13 protein-coding genes are annotated in these 19,236 nt (G+C 36.6%); 3 read left to right on the top strand and 10 right to left on the bottom strand.

Annotated features, from left to right (window positions below):
• The gene (locus H6W53_RS17795; protein WP_185208695.1) at positions 1-753 is read right to left on the bottom strand and encodes a carboxypeptidase-like regulatory domain-containing protein; all 753 of its coding nucleotides are present in this window, start codon (positions 751-753) and stop codon (positions 1-3) included.
• Between the two features lie 180 nt (positions 754-933).
• On the opposite strand from H6W53_RS17795, the gene H6W53_RS17790 reads away from it, so the two are divergent.
• Together H6W53_RS17790 and H6W53_RS17785 are read left to right on the top strand one after the other, a co-directional pair.
• Complete coding sequence (locus H6W53_RS17790; protein WP_185208694.1) at positions 934-4,074, top strand: UvrD-helicase domain-containing protein; 3,141 nt, start codon at positions 934-936, stop codon at positions 4,072-4,074.
• 333 nt (positions 4,075-4,407) lie between these two features.
• Positions 4,408-7,404, top strand: coding sequence for a S8 family serine peptidase (locus H6W53_RS17785; protein WP_185208693.1), 2,997 nt, complete (start codon positions 4,408-4,410; stop codon positions 7,402-7,404).
• A 74-nt stretch (positions 7,405-7,478) separates the two neighbouring features.
• On the opposite strand, the gene H6W53_RS17780 is transcribed toward H6W53_RS17785, so the two are convergent.
• From H6W53_RS17780 to folE, 8 genes are all read right to left on the bottom strand, one after another.
• Positions 7,479-7,988, bottom strand: coding sequence for a ferritin (locus H6W53_RS17780; RefSeq protein WP_116095914.1), 510 nt, complete (start codon positions 7,986-7,988; stop codon positions 7,479-7,481).
• 128 nt (positions 7,989-8,116) lie between these two features.
• Positions 8,117-8,560: a hypothetical protein gene (locus H6W53_RS17775; RefSeq protein ID WP_185208692.1), complete on the bottom strand. Its 444-nt coding sequence runs from the start codon at positions 8,558-8,560 to the stop codon at positions 8,117-8,119.
• A gap of 178 nt (positions 8,561-8,738) precedes the next feature.
• A complete protein-coding gene (locus H6W53_RS17770) occupies positions 8,739-9,749 on the bottom strand; it encodes a hypothetical protein (RefSeq protein ID WP_185208690.1) in 1,011 nt (336 codons plus the stop codon).
• A 136-nt stretch (positions 9,750-9,885) separates the two neighbouring features.
• Positions 9,886-12,537 (bottom strand): 4-alpha-glucanotransferase, encoded by a 2,652-nt coding sequence (locus H6W53_RS17765; RefSeq protein ID WP_185208688.1) that lies wholly within the window; start codon positions 12,535-12,537, stop codon positions 9,886-9,888.
• Positions 12,538-12,662: 125 nt separating this feature from the next.
• The gene (locus H6W53_RS17760; RefSeq protein ID WP_185208686.1) at positions 12,663-13,829 is read right to left on the bottom strand and encodes a T9SS type A sorting domain-containing protein; all 1,167 of its coding nucleotides are present in this window, start codon (positions 13,827-13,829) and stop codon (positions 12,663-12,665) included.
• A 375-nt stretch (positions 13,830-14,204) separates the two neighbouring features.
• Positions 14,205-15,671, bottom strand: coding sequence for a cysteine--tRNA ligase (gene cysS, locus H6W53_RS17755; protein ID WP_185208684.1), 1,467 nt, complete (start codon positions 15,669-15,671; stop codon positions 14,205-14,207).
• Positions 15,672-15,797: 126 nt separating this feature from the next.
• On the bottom strand, positions 15,798-16,229 hold the full coding sequence (locus tag H6W53_RS17750; RefSeq protein ID WP_076395048.1) for a DinB family protein: 432 nt from the start codon (positions 16,227-16,229) through the stop codon (positions 15,798-15,800).
• A gap of 13 nt (positions 16,230-16,242) precedes the next feature.
• Positions 16,243-16,908, bottom strand: coding sequence for a GTP cyclohydrolase I FolE (folE, locus tag H6W53_RS17745; protein WP_185208682.1), 666 nt, complete (start codon positions 16,906-16,908; stop codon positions 16,243-16,245).
• Positions 16,909-17,005: 97 nt separating this feature from the next.
• On the opposite strand from folE, the gene H6W53_RS17740 reads away from it, so the two are divergent.
• Entirely contained in the window at positions 17,006-18,160 is a 1,155-nt protein-coding gene (locus H6W53_RS17740) for a hypothetical protein (RefSeq protein ID WP_185208680.1), read from the top strand.
• A 93-nt stretch (positions 18,161-18,253) separates the two neighbouring features.
• On the opposite strand, the gene metF is transcribed toward H6W53_RS17740, so the two are convergent.
• Positions 18,254-19,213, bottom strand: coding sequence for a methylenetetrahydrofolate reductase [NAD(P)H] (gene metF, locus H6W53_RS17735; RefSeq protein ID WP_185208678.1), 960 nt, complete (start codon positions 19,211-19,213; stop codon positions 18,254-18,256).
• Between the last annotated feature and the right edge of the window lie 23 nt (positions 19,214-19,236).

The raw sequence follows: 19,236 nt of genomic DNA, 5'->3' as shown, positions 1-19,236 counted from the left end.
TTATTTATTTTGAGGCTGCGGCGATTTGTAGGCTGAAATTCTGCCCAAAACTGCATTTTTAAACCGATTCATATCTGCTTCTGTACAATAGCCGTATTTCAGGATATTTTTCCTTTCAAAACCTGTTCTTAAAATATAGAGAATGAAATGCTGGATCTGTGGTTTAGAAATTTGAAGTTCTTCAAAGAAGGTGTCTCCCAAAGCATTTTGAAGATAATTCATCAGATCTACATCGTCCCATTTGTTTTTAACTTTTCCGAAACTGTAAATTCCTTTGGTTACCGGCTGTACAAATTCTCCCGGTCTGGCTGCCAAAACTCCCGGAGCCGACTTTTGCGACATATATTTTGCCAGATCGTTCTTCAGTTTTTCAACTTTTCTTGGCGGATTTAGATTTTTAGCATCGATCTTAATATCTCCCGTTATGTTTTTTTTAATTTCAACTTCCGCAATCAGTTCTGCCGCTCTTATCATTGTTACATTTACAGGAGCCGTGATGTTTTCCTGGGTAATTTTACGATTTGTACGCTCATAACCCGATTTTACAAAGCGAAGTTCGTCTCCCGCTCTTCCCGAAATCATGAAATGACCATCGCGGTTTGTAAGAACCCTTTCATCTGTCCGGATATTGATTACCGTTGCTTCAGGCATCTCATTATTATCCTCGGAAGTTACTTTCCCGAAAATATAATTCTGAGCATTACAGTTGATAAAAAAAAGGGAAGCTAAGACAAAGAATAGTTTTATTTTCACAGGTTATTTTTTATAAAGCAAAACTAAAGTTATTTTTAAATTAAACTGCAAGTTTAACCACAGTTAACGTGTTTTAGGATTTCTTTTAGAATTTTATTTTTAAAACTGTTAAATAGTAGCAGAAAATTGTTAAAATTTCACTTAAAAATTAGCTAACTTGCACTTTGAATTCCACTAAAAATGCAAAATTCTTATACAGTAATTAATGCTTCGGCAGGTTCGGGGAAAACCTATGCTCTGGTGCAGAGGCTTTTAATGATCTGTCTTCGGTATCCTAATCAGCAGCAGTCGATCAGGAATATTCTTGCATTGACTTTTACCAACAAGGCAGCCAATGAGATGAAGGAAAGAATTCTGACGTGGCTTGGAAATTTTTCCAATGATAATTTTGCGGAAAATCCGGATTTAAAAAATATTCAGAAAGCATTTGAAGAAGAAGGTCTGAAAATAACGATCGATGAACTGCATCACCGCGCGAAAAAAATGCTGGATTATGTGCTTCACAATTATTCTACTTTAAATATCGGAACGATCGACCGTTTTAATTCTCGACTGGTAAGAAGTTTTTCTTATGAACTGGGACTTGCCAAAAACTTCAATCTGGAAATTGAAGCGGAACCTTTTCTGATTGAAGCGGTTGATAAAATGCTCGATCAGATTGGCGAAAACGAAGTAATCTCCAACTCTTTCATGGATTATGTGGATTACAGTCTCGAAAATAATGAAAGAATAAACCTGAATAAAAGTCTTTACGGTTCGGCAAAAGAGTTCGTGAAAGATATTCATTACGAACATCTTAAAAACAATAAGGATTTCGACAGCACGAATTACGAAAACATCAAAGATACACTCCGAAAAGAAATTGCCCAGAACAAAAAACAGGCGGTTGAACTGGCTACACGATCCATCGAATTATTCAGATCAAGGAATATTGAAATTGAAGATTTTGCACAGGGAAAAAACGGAATCGGAGGATTTTTTACGAAAGTATTAGACTTTTATCATCAGAAAAGACCGGGATTTCCTTTTCCTACGACTGCGGAAGAATCTGTTGTGAATAACTACCGGAAAGGTGCTTCGGCAAAATCAAAAAACAAGGAATCTGAAATTCTTGAAATTCTCGATCAATTACTGGATTACAGAATGCAGCTTATTCGGCTGTACATAGAAACCCAGAAAAAAGAGAAAATTTTATCCGCACTTTTGCCTTTAAAGGTAAATAAAGACATTCAGGATGAGCTAAAAAAAATTGAGGAAGAAAACGACCTTGTTTTACTTTCTAAATTTAATATTTTAATTAACGAAAACCTTCGGAATGAGCCTTCGGCTTTTATTTATGAAAAAGTAGGCTCCCAGTTTCAGCACTATTTTTTTGATGAATTTCAGGATACTTCAGAATTGCAGTGGCAAAATTTTATTCCTTTGAGAGATCATGCCATTTCATCAGAAAATACTTCTTTTACGTTGGTTGGAGACCCGAAACAGAGTATTTACCGCTTTCGTGGAGGGGAAAGTAAACTGATGCTCGATATCATCAACAAAAAAGAATTTTCGCCTAAACAGGCAGATTTGCTGGTTTTAAAAGACAATTGGCGAAGTGCAAAAAATATTGTTCACTTTAATAACGAACTGTACAAATTTCATTCTGAATCTTTAGCAGAAGAGCATAAAAATATTTTCGGAACTGATGCCGAACAAAATCCGAAATCGTTGATCGAAGGACGTGTAAAAGTAAATCTGATAGAAAATCTTACGAATGAGGATTTTTACAACGATACGTCTGAAAGCATGAGGAAAGATATTCAGGAGATTCTGGATAACGGCTTTAAATTTTCAGACATTACGATTCTATGCCGTGGAAATTTTGATATTTTCAGCTATTCTCAAAAACTGGGAAATCTAAAGGTAAATTACAAAGGAGAGGAAACGAATATTAAAACGATTTCCGATAAAGGTCTTACCTTAGAATTATCCAACACGCTTAAAGCCGTTGTTGAATTCCTGCGATGGGAAAGCAATCCTAAGAATAAGCCGAATCTGATCATGATGATGTATTACCTGAATAAACTGGGAAGAATTCAGATGGCAGATTTCACACTGGAAATGAAGGAAATTTTAGGAATTGAAACGCACGAAGAAACGTTACACTTTATTCAGGAAAAATACGCTCTGAAGCTTAAGCAGGACAATTTCCCGAGATTCAATCTGTACAACTTTGTTGAATATTACATTAATGAGTTTTCTGTTGAAAATAAAGAGACTGATTTCCTGCTGAACTTTCTCGAAATGCTTTTCAATTTTACACAAAATGCAGGAGCAAGTACGAAAGAATTTCTGAAATATTGGGATGAAGAGGCTTCGGCATATACGATTCAGGCTTCGGAAAATATTGATGCGATCCAGATTATGACGATCCACAAAGCAAAAGGGTTGGAATTTCCGATTGTTTTTATCCCGATGATTAATAGAAATCGTGATGCCGAGTTCACCAATTGGTTTGAAACGAGCAATGACAGTGCTTTAAAGTCGGTTAATATTAATCAGTTCAGTAAAAATCTTGAGGTATATGATGAGGAAATCCAGTATTTCAATCTCCAGAATTCTTATAAAAACTTTGTAGACAGGCTGTGTCTGCAGTACGTTGCGACAACGCGACCGGTAGAGCAATTGTATTTTTATATCCAAAAAGCGAATAAAACTTCTAACAATCTGGAATTGCTGGAGTTTTTACAGTCTAAAAATCCTGAAAATCTGGATGAGTTTGATCTTTATGAAGTGAATCCGGAGATGCTGAAAAAACATTCAAAGGACAAAACCTCCCATTTTGAAACGAAGGATATTCAGAATTTAAAAAACATCAACGAAAAAAATACATCGATTAAGATTGCCACTCCGTCAAAAAATTATCAGGTACGGGTTGAAAAAGTAAGAATCGGGCTTTTTGTCCATGAATTATTATCCCAAATCAATACGGCAAAAGACGTCAGAAAAGTTCTGGAATACTACGTTCTGGATGGTCAGATAACCATTGAGGAAAGCGCAGAAATTGAGAGAAATTTAGAAGAAATTATAAAAAATAACGCTGAATTTTTTGATGAAAAATGGCAGGTTATCAATGAAAAAGATATCATGATTTCCGAAAACGGTGAAAGCAGCGTGTATCGTCCGGACAGAATTTTAAAGAGTCCTGAAGGCTACGTTATTGTAGATTTTAAAACAGGTGAAGAATCTGAGAAAAATGACAGACAGATTGCCCATTATAAAAATATTCTGGAAAAGCTGGGTAGAAAGGTTTTGAAAACGCAGCTTATTTATTTGTAATCTCAAATATTGTATTAAGAAATGTCTACGGCGGCACCTTCGGTGCCGCCGAAACTTGTTTTACGATCTATTTTTCTTAAGTATAAATTAACACTTATTCTGTTTTTCATTACACTTAATCAATATGTGATGACAGTTAATTACTATAACTGGCAATTTAAACCCAATTCATTTACCTTTAATAAGATATAATTTAAAACACTGACTATTAGTATTTTAAAAATAAAATTCTATTAATCTTAAATACATGAATTATGCCAGAAATTCTATTCAAACCACCTTAGATTAAAAACCAGATCATTAAAAAAAATTTTAACCATTAAACAAAGTATTATGAAAATTAGAATATTTACATTCATCTTATCGCTCTTCATTATCCTGAGCATAAGCGCACAAACAGCTTCTAAGTATTTTTATTACTACAAAGGGAAAAAATATTTCCTTCAGTTAGACAAATCATCAATTGCCATTTCGTCTGCCAATACAGATGTTGTAAGAAATTTGAAAACTACCACCCCAATTGTTGAAAATTTCACCAAAAATTCTCTTTTGAATGACGGAAAAAAAGTGGCAAGCGACAAAAAAAGCTATTATGTAGAAATTGAATCCGACGCCAATATTTCAGACGAACAATACATTGCCAATATCGCTGAAAAAAACAAAAATCCCAATGTACTGGTTGCATCCCCTTGTTTTATAAGTGGTGAAAAACAAAAAATGGGAATGTCTAATAATTTCTATGTAAAACTGAAATCAAAAAATGACCTCAAACTTCTGAATGAATTAGCACAGAAAAACAATGTGGAAGTATTAGGCTATAACGAATATATGCCACTTTGGTTTACGATTTCATGTTCTAAAAATTCCACTCTTCCTACGGCAATAGAAATGTCCGCTTTATTTTACGAAACAGGATCTTTTGAAGCTTCGGAACCGGAATTTATGTATCACAATCTGGAAGCTACGGCAGATCCTTCTTATCCCAATCAGTGGTCACTGAAAAATACAGGACAGTTTGGGGCTTCTTATGCGGGAATTGATATAAAAGCTGAATCGGCATGGACTTTATCCACCGGAGCCAACGTGAAAACAGCCATCTTTGATCATGGTTTCGAAATGAATCATCCGGATCTTTCAGCGAATGTTTTCGGATCAGGATATGATGCGCAGACCAATACTTCACCTTCTGTGGTAAGAGGAAGTCATGGTACCGCCTGTGCAGGAATTGCCGGAGCCGTTCAAAACAACAATTTAGGAATCAGCGGCGTGGCTCCCAATACAAAATTAATTTCCATAAGTATTAATCTTACCTTTGCTGATACTCCTCAACAATTGGCTAATGGTTTCAACTGGGCTACAGCAAATGGTGTAGATGTAATCAGCAATTCATGGGGAGGATATGCACCTTCCACCATCATCGAAAACGGAATTACCAACGCTTTGGTAAACGGCAGGGGCGGAAAAGGGATGGTTGTGGTTTTTGCTGCAGGTAATGAAAACAATACCACGATCAGATATCCAGGAAGCTGGAATCCACAAATATTGGTGGTTGGAGCATTAAGCCCTTGTGGTGAAAGAAAAAATCCGGGCTCATGTGACGGAGAAAACTGGTGGGGAAGCTGCTACGGAAGCCAGCTCGACATTATGGCTCCCGGTGTGAAAATGCCTACCACAGACAGACAGGGAGGCAATGGTTATAATGCTTCAGACTATACTCCTGATTTTAACGGAACATCTTCTGCATGTCCTGTTATTGCCGGTGTAGCTGCCTTAATTTTATCTGCAAACCCTTGTTTAACCGCTCAACAGGTAAGAGATATTATAGAACAGACTGCTCAAAAGGTAAGAACAGATCTTTATGCTTATGCCTCCACTTCAGGAAGACCAAACGGAACATGGAATAGCCAGATGGGATATGGATTGGTAAATGCTTATGCGGCAGTTCAAAGAGCTAAATCAATATTCAGTCTTGCGGCTTTCGACAGTTCTGCGGATATCGGTCTGGAACCTAACCCTTCTGCAACGACATGGGCAAATATTTATCAGAGTCCTGATATCTGGAACAGACGTACCAACAGTTCTCTATTAAACTTTACTCATCAGGATCCGGGATATCTTGGACCGGGATTTAATGTGATGAGATTCAGAGTTCGAAATATCGGCTGTACAACTTCTGCCCCAAGTTTTGCAAGATTATACTGGACGATGGGATCTACCGGCGAAACATGGCCAAACTCATGGAACGGAATACAGTTAATTAACGGTTTTTCGGCAGGTGGAGAACTTACTACTCCGTATACAGGATTTAATGCTTCGAATGCGTATGCAACAGGTCAGGGATTCAAAATTCCGGCTCTGGCTCCGGGACAAACTTATATTATTGATGCCAAATGGAATCCGGTAGATCCTGCAATTTATGGAGGGCTTACCGATAATCAGGTTTGTTTCTTAGGCAGAATTGTATCTCCGGGAGATCCTATGTACAACGAAAATCCGGGTCCGAATGCTCCTATTCAGCCTAATGTTACCAATAACAATAACGTTGTAACCCGAAATACAAGACTGGTAAGCTTAAGCGGAACTTTCCCTAAAAAATCAGGATTCTTCTTCGGAAATTATTTTGATTTTGAAAAGAATTTTGATGTTAAATTCAATTTGGTAAAAGATTCTAACATACCTTTCAAAAGCGTAGGAAATATTGTAGTAAAACTAAATGATATAGCCTGGGAAAGATGGGAAAACGGAGGAAAGATAATGGAAGGAATGCAGGTACTGAATTACAATGAACATGAATTTATCATCACAGATCTTCAGAACGCTTCCCTTAAAAATATCAGGCTTAAAGCAGGAGAATATTTCCCTGTTGCGCTTAGTTTCCAACAGGAAAATACAAGCATTACCTCACCGGAAAGCTATGATTTTGCCGCTACTCAAACCATTACAGGAAGTCCTGATGAATTGTACGGAAGTGTTTGTCATTTCCTGATTACCATCAACCAGAAAGAGCCTTCAGACGGAGAGCAGTTCTGCGACGAAAAATGCAGACAGGCAAAAGCTCAGTCTGCCATTTTACAGGATGTGAAATTATCTCCAAATCCGGCTTCTTCCAATGCTACTTTAGAATTTAATCTGGCTGAAGATGCAAAAGTAAATATCGTATTGGCAGATTATAACGGAAAAACACTTAAAACGATTTCAGAATCCGAATCTTTAAGAAAAGGAATCAGCAGAAAAGTATTTTCTATTAACGATCTTCCGAATGGAGTTTACGTAGTAAGTATTCTCGCTAATTCTGAGAAAAAATCTATCCATCTGATAGTAAAACATTAAGAATTAAATATAATTATCAACAAAAAAGAGCAGGAATTTCTGCTCTTTTCGTTTTTTATGCTGTAAAATAAATATTAAGCGGTTGTATCCGGTGCAAAAACTCTCTGCGCCAATTCCTGATCAAAAAGATATAAAGCGGATGGATTATCGCTTACCATTTTGATTTTGGTAACCAACTGAGATGCGCTTGCTTCTTCTTCTACCTGTTCGTTGATGAACCACTGCAGAAAAGAAGTTGTTGCAAAATCACCTTCATCATTTGCATTTTTCACGATATTAAAAATACTTTTGGTTACTTTTTTCTCGTGTTCCAAAGCTTTTTCAAAAATGTCGATTGCGTTTGCAAATTCGTGGGGTGGCTTTGCGATTTCACCAATGATGATTTCTCCGCCTACATCATTTAAATAGTCGAACATCTTATCCGCATGCATTAATTCTTCTTTGCTCTGTACACGGAAATAATTGGCGATCCCATCCAGATCTTTACCGGAAAACCATGCAGACATAGAAAGATAATATTGTGCAGCGTATTGTTCGTGAGCTATTTGTTCGTTAATTAATTTTGCAATTTTTTCGCTAACCATAATTCGTAAATTTTCAGTCAAAATTAGGGAATAAAACCCCGAAATCAAAAGTTTTAATAGAATTTAATGAAAAAGGACAGAATAAATTCCGTCCTCTCACACATTAAAAAATCAAAATTATAAACTACTTAATTTGCATCCGGAGCCGCCGTATTCATTGGTTTGTGCATTCTTCCGCCTTTCATTCCTCTTTCTTTCATTGCCACTTTTCTCTGCTCCATTTTTGCTTTTCTGTCTGCCTGCCATTTATCATATTGCTGAGGAGTAAGAATCTGTTTCATATCGGCATCCATCTGTGCTCTTTTTGCCTGTCTCTGATCTTTGTTTTTCTCAAAATCAGCTTTCATTTCAGCTTTTCTTTTTTCGTGAAGTGCTTTAATTTTATCTACCTGAGCCTGATTTAAATTTAAATCTTTCTGCATCTGCGCCATATGTTCCTGCTCTCTCTGCTGAAATTTTTCTTTCATTTTCGCTCTTTTAGCCTGTCTGTCCTGAGGTGTCGGAGTTGTCTGCTGTGCCATTGCAAAACTTCCCATTCCGATAAATGCTATTGCTAAAACTAACTTTTTCATTTTTTTAAATCTTTAATTAATTGTTATACATCTTTTTGATTATTAGTTAAAAAGAAAGTTAAAAGACAAACCTCATAAAAAATGTTAAATTTTAACACGAATTTTTCAATCATAAAATAAAAAAAAGAGCAGATCATAAATATCTGCCCTCACACCACTTAAATATAATATATGAAAATTAATTCTTTGCAAATCCGGTTCGGAAGCCGCCGTTTCCTCTGCTTTCTCCTCCTCCTCTGTTCTGTTCTCTTGGAGCAGCATTTTCACTTCTTCTGAAACCACCGTTATTCCTGAAACCGCCTCCGTTATTTTCCTGTCTCGGAGCTTCTTCTCTTCTTACTTCTCCTCCTCTGAAACCGCCACCTCTGGTTCCGCTGTTATTCTCCGCTCTTTCATTTCTGAAACTTCCGTTATTTCTTGTACCTCCTGCTTCATTTCCGCCACGGAAGCCTCCGTTATTTCTTACTCCGTTATCACTTCTGAAAACCGGATTATTGTTTCTGTTTTCTGTCTGATTGCGGAACCCACCGTTATTACCGTCTCTTACACCTCCACGGAAACCGTTGTTCGGTCTGTCGCTTCCTCTTACAATATTAAAGGTCGGATTATCATATCTGCGGAATTTGTTTCTGTCTACTCTGTAGATATTGATGTTTATATTTCTGTAACGCGGTATCGGTCTGCAAATTCCTGCATAATGCGTTCTTCGGTAATTCTGAAAATAAACTACAGGACTGTATCCTCTGTAATAATTATTCTGGAATACCACAAAAACTCTCGGTCCCATAATTCTTTCCAACGCGTAGAATCTGTCATAATACCATCTGTCCGGATTGTATCTGTAGAAATTATTCCATGTAGAGAAACTTACATACAGATTATTTAATCTTAGGATCTGGTCTATCTGCCAACGATTCAGCCTGTTTTGGGCAAAAAAGCCATTCCAGTTGATGCTTATAATGCTGTTCCTGTAATCATTGTAATTGGTCTGGTAATAATCCTGTGGATAATAATCCTGCGGATAATTGTAGTAATAATCGTCCGGGAAATAATTCTGATCGTCTTCATCACTGTAATAGCCTCCATCATTCTGATAGTAGCCGTCATCTTCCCAACCATTATTCGGATACTGCTGAGCAAACGATAAAGTCGCCATACCCAAAGCAAAACTGATTAATATTTTTTTCATTTCTATAGTCGTTAATTGGTTAATATAGTCGAATTTCTACTTCTATCTTTTGGATATAAATAAAAAAAAGAAGTTAAATCTTCCGATCCAACTTCTTTTAATTTATTATTAACTAATTGATAATCAAATGTTAAATTTATATTCTTCCGCTGTCTTTAATCCAATAAGCTATTTTTTGATTAAAATCTTTCTGCTCTTTCAGATCTTCCAGATTAAGATGCATTCTGTATCTCCAGTAATGTGGAAAAACTGCGGGATTGTTGATTCTTTCATTATCCATTTTAGGATTGCTAAGATTTTTATCCGTTGCTAAAAACTCCTGAATCGGGAAAATTGCTAACATTGAGTCATTATAAAGATGCTGTTTCATTATAATTTCGGCTAAATGAGGATCCAGTTCTTCCGGAGCTTTTCCATACTGTACCAACTGCTGATTGAAATATTTCTGTGTAAGCGCAGGATCTTCTTTCCACCACTGTCTTAACGTTGAGCTGTCGTGTGAGGAAGCCGTCACCACATTCAGATAACCTGCATCTTTTGGGTTGTAAAAAGGAATATTATCTGAAGGCATTCTCTGCACTTTTAAAGCAATAATCGCCAGTTCATCCATCACAACAGGAACACAGTCCGGAACAAGACCTAAATCTTCTCCACAGATCAGCATTTCTGTAGCATTAAGAATCATCGGAAGTTTCTCCATCGCTTTTTCATACCAGAGATGATCCTGTCTTTTGAAGAAATAGTCGTGATACAGGTCATAAATGGATTTTTTCTCCCAGTCCGAAAGATATTTATAAGATTCTGTGTTGTACACATTAAATCTCGGATGATAAACAACCTGCCCGTTTCGCTCTTCAATTAAAAATAAAACATTGGCACAAAGAGAAATGAGCTGATCTTCAATCGGTCCTTGTGGATTTTTCTTAAAAAAGTCGGCTAATTTACGCTGTGTATTGAATTCTTCTTTAAATGAATAGGTTCCGTTCTGATTATTATTGATAAATTCAAGCGCTTTTCCGCTGTTTTCGCCTAAATATTTCCAGAGAATCTGATCATTGATAAATGGCTTACAGTATCTGTCGAAATTAAAAGGAATATGTCTTGCACTGAATTCTTCCAGCGTAATAGGAACGGCAGGATAAAAATATCCTAAAATTCCCTGAGTTGCAGAAACCGGCATTCTCCAGATTCTGAAAAACCCTAAAATATGGTCGATTCTCATCGCATCAAAATACTGTTCCAATGCTTTGAACCTGTTTTTCCACCACTTGTAATCATCAGCTTTCATAGCTTCCCAATTATACGTAGGAAATTCCCAGTTCTGCCCCAATTCGGTGAACTGATCCGGCGGTGCTCCTGCCTGAAAATCCATTCCGAAAAGTTCAGGTTCTGTCCATGCTTCCACAGAATGTCTGTAGATTCCGATCGGCAGATCTCCTTTCACGGAAATTCCGAGGTTATGCGTATAATCAATCGCATCCTTTAATTGTTTATGAAGCTGATACTGAACCCATGCATGAAGCATAGAAGCATCATAATCTTTACTTTTTGCTGAAAAAAATGTAGAAACCTTTCCTGCAATGTATTTTTTATGCGTTTTCCATTCGTTGAAATTCGGAGTCTTGTATTTGTCCCTCAGTACACAAAATGCTGCATAAGGAAGAAGCCAGCTCTCATTATCTTTGATGAATTTCTTGAAGTTTCTGTCCTTGTAGATCTTTTCTTTATCTTCATTGAAAACGGCTTTCAGATATTTCCATTTTCCGGAAATCATCTTTTCGTAATCGATTAATTCTAATGAATTTAGTTCTGACTTTTCAGCCTGATAATCTTCCATTAAATCTTTCGGTAACGCAAAATCGAGATTTTCAAGGGAAATATACTGCGGATGAAGCGCGTACACAGAAACTGCCGCATAAGGATAAGAATCTGTCCATGAATAATTTGCCGTTGTATCATTGATCGGCAGAATCTGGATAATTCCGAGATTGGTTTCTTTTGCCCAGTCTGCCAGTTTTTTCATATCGGAAAATTCACCAACACCGAAGCCGTCTTCCGTTCTCAGAGAGAAGACAGGAACAGCAACTCCTGCATCGTGATACATCTGATACAGTTTGAATTTAAAATAATGATCCGAAACAATCTGTAAAACGTCCTTCGACTGATTGGGAAGAGCAAATCTATTTTCGCCTGTTTCCACATCGATTACTTTGCCTTTACCGGCATCGTAAAGACAGTATTTATATTGAATAAATTCGTTTTCAGGAATTTCCAGAGAAGTTTCCCAAATGCCGAAATCGGTCTGAGACAGATGGATCGCCTTTTCGTAGTCCCAATTTCCTAATGAAGCCGTACTTCCGAATACAACAATCTTCCAGTCCGGATTATAAATCGGAGCTTCTATTCTGAATAAATGCGTATGCTTCTTCAGCACAGAAACTTTTTCCGGCTTGAATGTATTCAGCTTGTTATAGAGAATTTTATTATTGAGGTAGTTTTCAGGAAAATTTTTATTATTCCATTCGTCAAAAACCACAAATTCCTTGTAATTGTGCGGAAAAGTAAGATGATGCGGAACAAACTCCTCGCGAAGAATATTTCCTCTTTCATCGATAAGCTGATAGTGATATGATATGGTTTTGGAAAAGTAATCCACCTCACACTTCCACAATCCGTTTTCTCCGTAAAACATAGCATGAGTCTGATGTACAGAGCCTTCATCTTTGATCATCAATTGCAGATTCTCTCCGACTTTCGCACTGTAACCTACATTAAAGTATAGCTTCATTTATATTTTTTTATAAAAATACATTATAATCCTGAAAAATAAAACTTATTGAATATCAAATATTCATTAAAAAAACCTTTTCAAAATGTCTGAAAAGGTTTCTAAGCTTTATACAAAGTTAAAGATTATTCTGTAACTAAAATTTTCTTGTTTAATAATACTTTTCCGGATTCGTCGGTAATGTTTACCAGATAAGCTCCGCTGATCAGATTTTTAAGATAAACCTGTTGATTTAAAGAACCGTCTTTTACAGATAAATTCTGTTTCATCACATTTTTTCCTGAGAGATCGAAGACATTCAGTTTAATATTTCCTTTTACAGCTTTATCATTTACATTCACGTTGATCAGCTTTTCATCCACTCTTGTCGGATAAACATCCAGATTGGCGTAAGCATTATTAGAAACGGCTTTATCATTAGCAAAATATTTACTTGCCAAATCATAAATATGCAGATTCTGTTCTCCTCCAAGCGGTTTTGCCTGTAAAGTAGTAAGATCCACTTCATAAAGAGGAGCACCTTTTGCACTTGCAATCACTACTTTTCCTTTTGAATTTACGGCAGATCCGTTTACCGAATAATTTTCAGGAATTCCGGCAATTTTTCCTATGAATTTAGCCTTCATTTCCTTTGGTGAAACCTTGAAAACATTTCCCGAAGCCGAAAAAACATAGAAATTATTTTCTGCATCGGCAATCATATCTCCTCCGAAACCTGTTTCAATAGTAGTGAAAGAATTTTTTCCGTTGGAAGCATCATCTTTAATGATCCCCAAATCGTTAACCACATATTGATTTCCTTTTCTGCTGATCTGCAAAAACTGTGTTCCGGAATTGTTGATCGCGTAAATATTTCCGTCGTAACCTGTTGTCATTCTCGTTACATGAGAATTGATGTCACATGAAGTAACTCTTGCCACACTGTTTTCCACCAGAGTAATTTCTTTCGTTTTTGCATTTAAAACGTAAATATTAGAAGAAAACATTGGCATATAGATCAGATTATTATTGTAAGAATCATAAGCCAGCGTTGCCATATTTACAGCCTGCGCGTTATTGTAGGTATTTTTATCCTCGGTTACAGCGCCGTTTCTGCTCTGTGAGAAAACTCTTGCAGAAGAATCTGCATTAAAAATCTGTTCTCCGGAAGTTCCGCTTGTTCCGTCGATGGCACGGAAATCATTGAAAACAATACTTTGTGTGTCTTTTCCGACCAAAGCAAAAAAATCCTGCTGCGCAGAAGCGTTTGCGCCTATTAAAAGCAGGAATAAAGGGAATAAATGTTTTTTCATAATCTATCCATTTAAATTTTCAATCATTTTATTATGACTAAGTTACGTAATTTTTGGATTGAATATAAAAAAAAAATTAAGATTGAGATTTAGGTCTAAGAATTAGTTTTTAACGCAAAGTCGCAAGTTTTTTTGAAAATGTCTGAGCATATTTTTCGTTCGCGAAGGCGTTTCACTCAGCCAAGTTATCCACAAAGTTTGTCATGGTGAAAGCATCTCTAAAATTATATTTGATAGATTTTCCTTCATCGAAATGACAGTATCATGTATAAAAAAACTCCCGCAGATTATACAGATTTGGCGGATGATTCTGTAAAAAATCTGCGTAATCTGTACAATCTGCGGGAGATATATTATAAGCTCTAAAACTTTATTTTAATTCAAAACATAAGAAGTTCCATCTCTTCCGTCTTTCAGTTCGATACCTTCAGCAAGAAGCTTATCGCGGATCTGATCGGAAAGTTCGAAATTTTTTGATTTTCTTGCCTGATTTCTCAACTCGATTAAAACTTTCAAGGTCTGATCCAGTTTTTCATTGTTGTTCTCCTCAATCGTCTGAAGTCCCAAAACGTCGAAAACCAAAGCGTTTAAAGTAGATTTCAGTTCCTCTAAATCTTTCGTTGAGATTGTTTCCTTTCCATCATTTAAAGCAAAGATATATTTTACCGCTTCAAATAAATGTGCAATTAAAACCGGAGAATTGAAATCGTCCGTTAATGCATCATAGGCTTTATTTTTCCACTCTTCAAGACTGAAACCGGATTGTTTTTCATCATTCGGAGTGATGCTGTCCAGTACTTTAATGGCTTCCATCAATCTCGTGTATCCTTTTTCACTCGCAATCATGGCATCATTTGAAATATCTAAAACACTTCTGTAATGTGCCTGCAAAAAGCAGAAACGAACGATGGAAGGATGGAAAGGTTTTTCGAAGAAATCGTTTTCTCCTGTCACCAACTGCATCGGCAAAATATAATTTCCAGTGGATTTGCTCATACGCTGAGAATTCATCGTCAACATATTGGCGTGCATCCAGTAATTTACAGGAGAAGCATCATTGCACGCTTTTCCCTGTGCGATTTCACATTCGTGGTGTGGGAATTTCAGATCCATTCCGCCTCCGTGAATATCGAAAGTTTCTCCTAAATATTTTGTACTCATTGCAGTACATTCCAGATGCCATCCCGGAAAACCTTCTCCCCAAGGCGAATTCCACCTCATGATGTGTGCCGGAGAAGCTTTTTTCCACAATGCGAAATCCTGTGGATTTTTCTTTTCGCCCTGTCCGTCGAGATCACGGGTATTGGCAAAAAGTTCTTCGATATTTCTTTTTGAAAGTTCACCATAGTTTAAGCCTCTTCTGTTGTATTCCAACACATCGAAATACACAGAACCGTTGCTTTCGTACGCGAATCCTCTTTCTATTAATTTTTGAGTAAGTTCGATCTGCTCTACGATATGACCTGTTGCAGTCGGTTCAATATTCGGAGGAAGTAAATTAAACATATCCAACACTTTATGAAAATCTACCGTGTATTTCTGTACGATTTCCATAGGTTCCAGCTTTTCAAGGCGTGTTTGTTTCACGAATCTGTCGTTGTTCACGTCGCCGTCGTCGGTAAGGTGACCTGCATCGGTAATGTTTCTTACGTAACGAACTTTATAACCCAAATGCATCAAGCTTCTGTAGATGAAGTCGAATGAAAGGAAGGTTCTTACATTTCCCAAGTGTACATTGCTGTAAACGGTCGGTCCGCAGACGTACATTCCTACATTTCCTTCTAAAATCGGCTTGAATATTTCTTTTTCTCCCGCAAGCGAGTTGTATATTTTTAGTTGCATGATTTCTTATGAATGATAATTGATGATTAATAAATGATTTTTTAATTTAATTCAGGATAAGTCTTTCACAACAAATAATTGTTGTAATAAAAATTTTATCTGAAACTTTTTTAAATTTTATCATTATTAAATAGCTTTTAAATGATGTTGTAAATGACTAATATAATCATTAATGATGAATTCCAAAGTAAAAATCTGAGGTTCTGTTTTCGTCATATCACAGGTTCTCTGTAAATCTTCATCCGGAATATTTTCAACTACATGTACAATCTGAAGATTCAAAATCTTCCAAAGACTGATGATATCCGACGTTGGAATATTCTGATAATTCTGGGCTTTTACCCAAAAATCCTGATCATAGACAATATTCTCATTTTCTTTGTATTGTGTGATTACAAATCTTCTGATATTGGATAAAGCACTGTCGCAAAGATGCCCTAAAATTTCTTTTTTTGACCATTTTTCTGGTGAAATTTTATATGCCCAATCTTCTTCATTAATTTCTTCGAATTTAAGAAGCTCTTCTTCAACAATATTTTTAAGAATCTGATAGTCCATTCATTTAATTACTTTAATCCAATTTCGCATGGCTTCCTACATAATGAAGAAACTCCTGTCTTGTGATAGGATTGGTTCTGAAAATCCCGCTTAATTCTGCGGTAATGGTAGAACTTGCGGTATCTTTAATTCCTCTGCAATTAACGCAAAGGTGTTTTGCATCAATGATACAGGCAACGTCTTTTGTTCCTAAAGCTTCTTTTAAAGCGTTTACAATCTGCATCGTAAGTCTTTCCTGAACCTGCGGTCTTTTTGCATAATAATCCACAATCCTGTTAATTTTTGAAAGACCGATTACTTCACCATTCGAAATGTAAGCAACGTGCGCTCTTCCGATAATCGGCAGGAAGTGATGTTCACAGAATGAATAAACGGTGATATCTTTTTCCACCAATATCTGGCGGTATTTATATTTGTTTGAAAATGTAGAAATTCCCGGTTTGTTTTCAGGAAGAAGTCCTCCGAAAATTTCATTTACGTACATTTTAGCAACACGTTTCGGAGAGTCTTTCAGAGAATCGTCGGTCATGTCCAAACCCAGCGTTTCCATGATTTCTCCAAACAGTTCGGTAATTTTTTCTATCTTTTCTTCCGGTGATTTATCAAAAGCATCTTCCCTAATAGGCGTATGTTCTTTTCCTGTGAAAATATCATCGTCGTTATCCGTAAAATCAACCATTTTTATTTAATTTGCACAAAAATACGGATAAAATCTGTTCGTCATATTTAATTTGGGCGAAAAACATTATCTTTCGCCCCCACTATCATTTTACACCATGATTATTGCTGAAGAAGTACAAAACGAATCCCAGAAGAAGGAATTTTTAGAATTTCCGGCAAGGCTTTATCGAAAAGACAAAAACTATATAAGACCCAGAAATATTGATATCGAAGATGTTTTTAATCCTCAGAAAAACAGGTTTTTTAAAAACGGGGAATGTGCAAGATTTTTGTTTAAAAATAAAGAAAATAAAACCGTAGGCAAAGTTGCGGTTTTCATTAACGAAACGTATCAGCAAAAACAGTCAACCGGCGGAATCGGTTTTTTCGACTGTGTAAACGATCAGGAAACTGCAAATTTTATTTTTGATTATTGCAAAAGCTGGCTTCAGGAAAGGGGAATGGAAGCAATGGACGGACCAATTAATTTCGGGGAGCGCGACAAATTCTGGGGATTGGTAATTGAAGGTTTTATCGAACCTCTGTACGGAATGAATTACAATTTTCCTTATTACAAAGATCTCTTTGAAAACTACGGGTTTAAAATTTATTTTGAGCAGCTTTGTTTTTCAAGACCTATTTTTGCCGAAGTTTCGAGACTTTTTACGGTTATGCACGCCAAACACAGTAAGAATCCAGATCTTTCCGCAAAACCGATGACAAAAAATAATCTGGAGAAATTCGCCAAAGATTTTACGGAAATTTATAATAAAGCATGGGCTGCACACGGCGAAGGAAAATGTCTTCAGGAATCTAAAGTTCTGAAAATGTTTAAAACGATGAAACCGATCATCAATGAACATATTTCATGGTTTGTTTACGAAAATGAAAAACCGATTGCGATGTGGATGAATCTTCCGGATACGAATCAGTGGTTTAAATATCTGAACGGAAAATTCGGGATCTGGGAAAAGCTGAAGTTTCTCTGGATTAAACAGTTTAAAAAGAACGAAAAAATGGTGGGTCTGGTTTTCGGCGTTGTTCCTGAATGGCAAAGGAAAGGTGTTGAAGGCTACATGATCTGGGAAGGAACGCAACATTTAAGGAAACATACAGATTTTAAAATCACTGAAATGCAGTGGATCGGGGATTTTAACCCTAAGATGATTAAAATTGCGGAAAATCTTGATACTACGGTCACCCGAAAATTAGCGACGTACCGTTATCTTTTTGACAGGAATAAGGAGTTTGAGAGGCATCCTGTTTTGTGATTCAATAGATTTCGGCGGCGAAGCCGCCGAAATCTATTGAAAAGAGCTCTGCAAAAATGCAGAACTCCAATCAAAAATTCACTTTTCACTTTATTAGAATAGCGCTCCGGCTACTTTTTTAATATTATCACTTTTCCCCATGGAATAGAAATGCAGAACCGGAACTCCGAATTCCAGCAGTTCTCTGCACTGTGCGATTGCCCATTCGATTCCGATTTGTTTTACGGCTTCATTATTTTTGGCATTCTCCACTTCGTTTATTAAATCTTCCGGAAGATCAATTTTAAAAATCTGAGGTAAAACCTTTAAATGCTTTTTCGTGGCAATTGGTTTAATTCCCGGAATAATAGGAACCGTGATTCCCATTTCTCTGGCTTTCTGAACGAATTCAATGAATTTTTTATTATCGAAAAACATTTGGGTTACGATATAATCTGCTCCTGCATGCACTTTTTGTTTCAGCCATTTCAGATCATAATTCATGGATGGCGCTTCCATGTGCTTTTCGGGATAACCTGCAACACCGATGCAAAATTTATTATGCTCATCACAAATTTCATCCTGATTATGCAGATATTTTCCTCTTCCCAGATCGTTAATCTGGTGAACCAGTTCCATTGCACTTCCGTGACCACCCTGAGTCGGCTCAAAATACTGATGTCCTTTCATCGCATCGCCTCTGAGAGCCATCACGTTATCGATTCCGAGATACATACAGTCTACCAGAAGATATTCTGTTTCTTCTTTGGTAAAACCTCCGCAAAGCAGATGCGGAACGGTATCTACATTGTATTTATGCTGAATGGAAGCACAGATTCCCAACGTTCCGGGACGCATTCTGGTAATTCTGCGTTCCATTAATCCGTTTCCTTTGTCGATGTAAATATATTCTTCTCTGGAAGTCGTAACGTCAATGAATGGCGGTTTAAATTCCATTAAAGGATCAATATTTTTGTAAAGATCTTCAATCCCGATTCCCTTTTGTGGAGGAACAACTTCGAGGGAAAACAAAGTTTTTCCGTTTGCGTTTTTTATATGGTCTGTGATTTTCATTTTTTTGTTGCTTGTTGAAAGTT

The sequence above is a fragment of the Chryseobacterium sp. C3 genome, assembly GCF_014218905.1.
GTDB classification, from domain to species: domain Bacteria; phylum Bacteroidota; class Bacteroidia; order Flavobacteriales; family Weeksellaceae; genus Chryseobacterium; species Chryseobacterium mucoviscidosis.
This window is presented reverse-complemented; position numbering and strand designations above follow the sequence as displayed.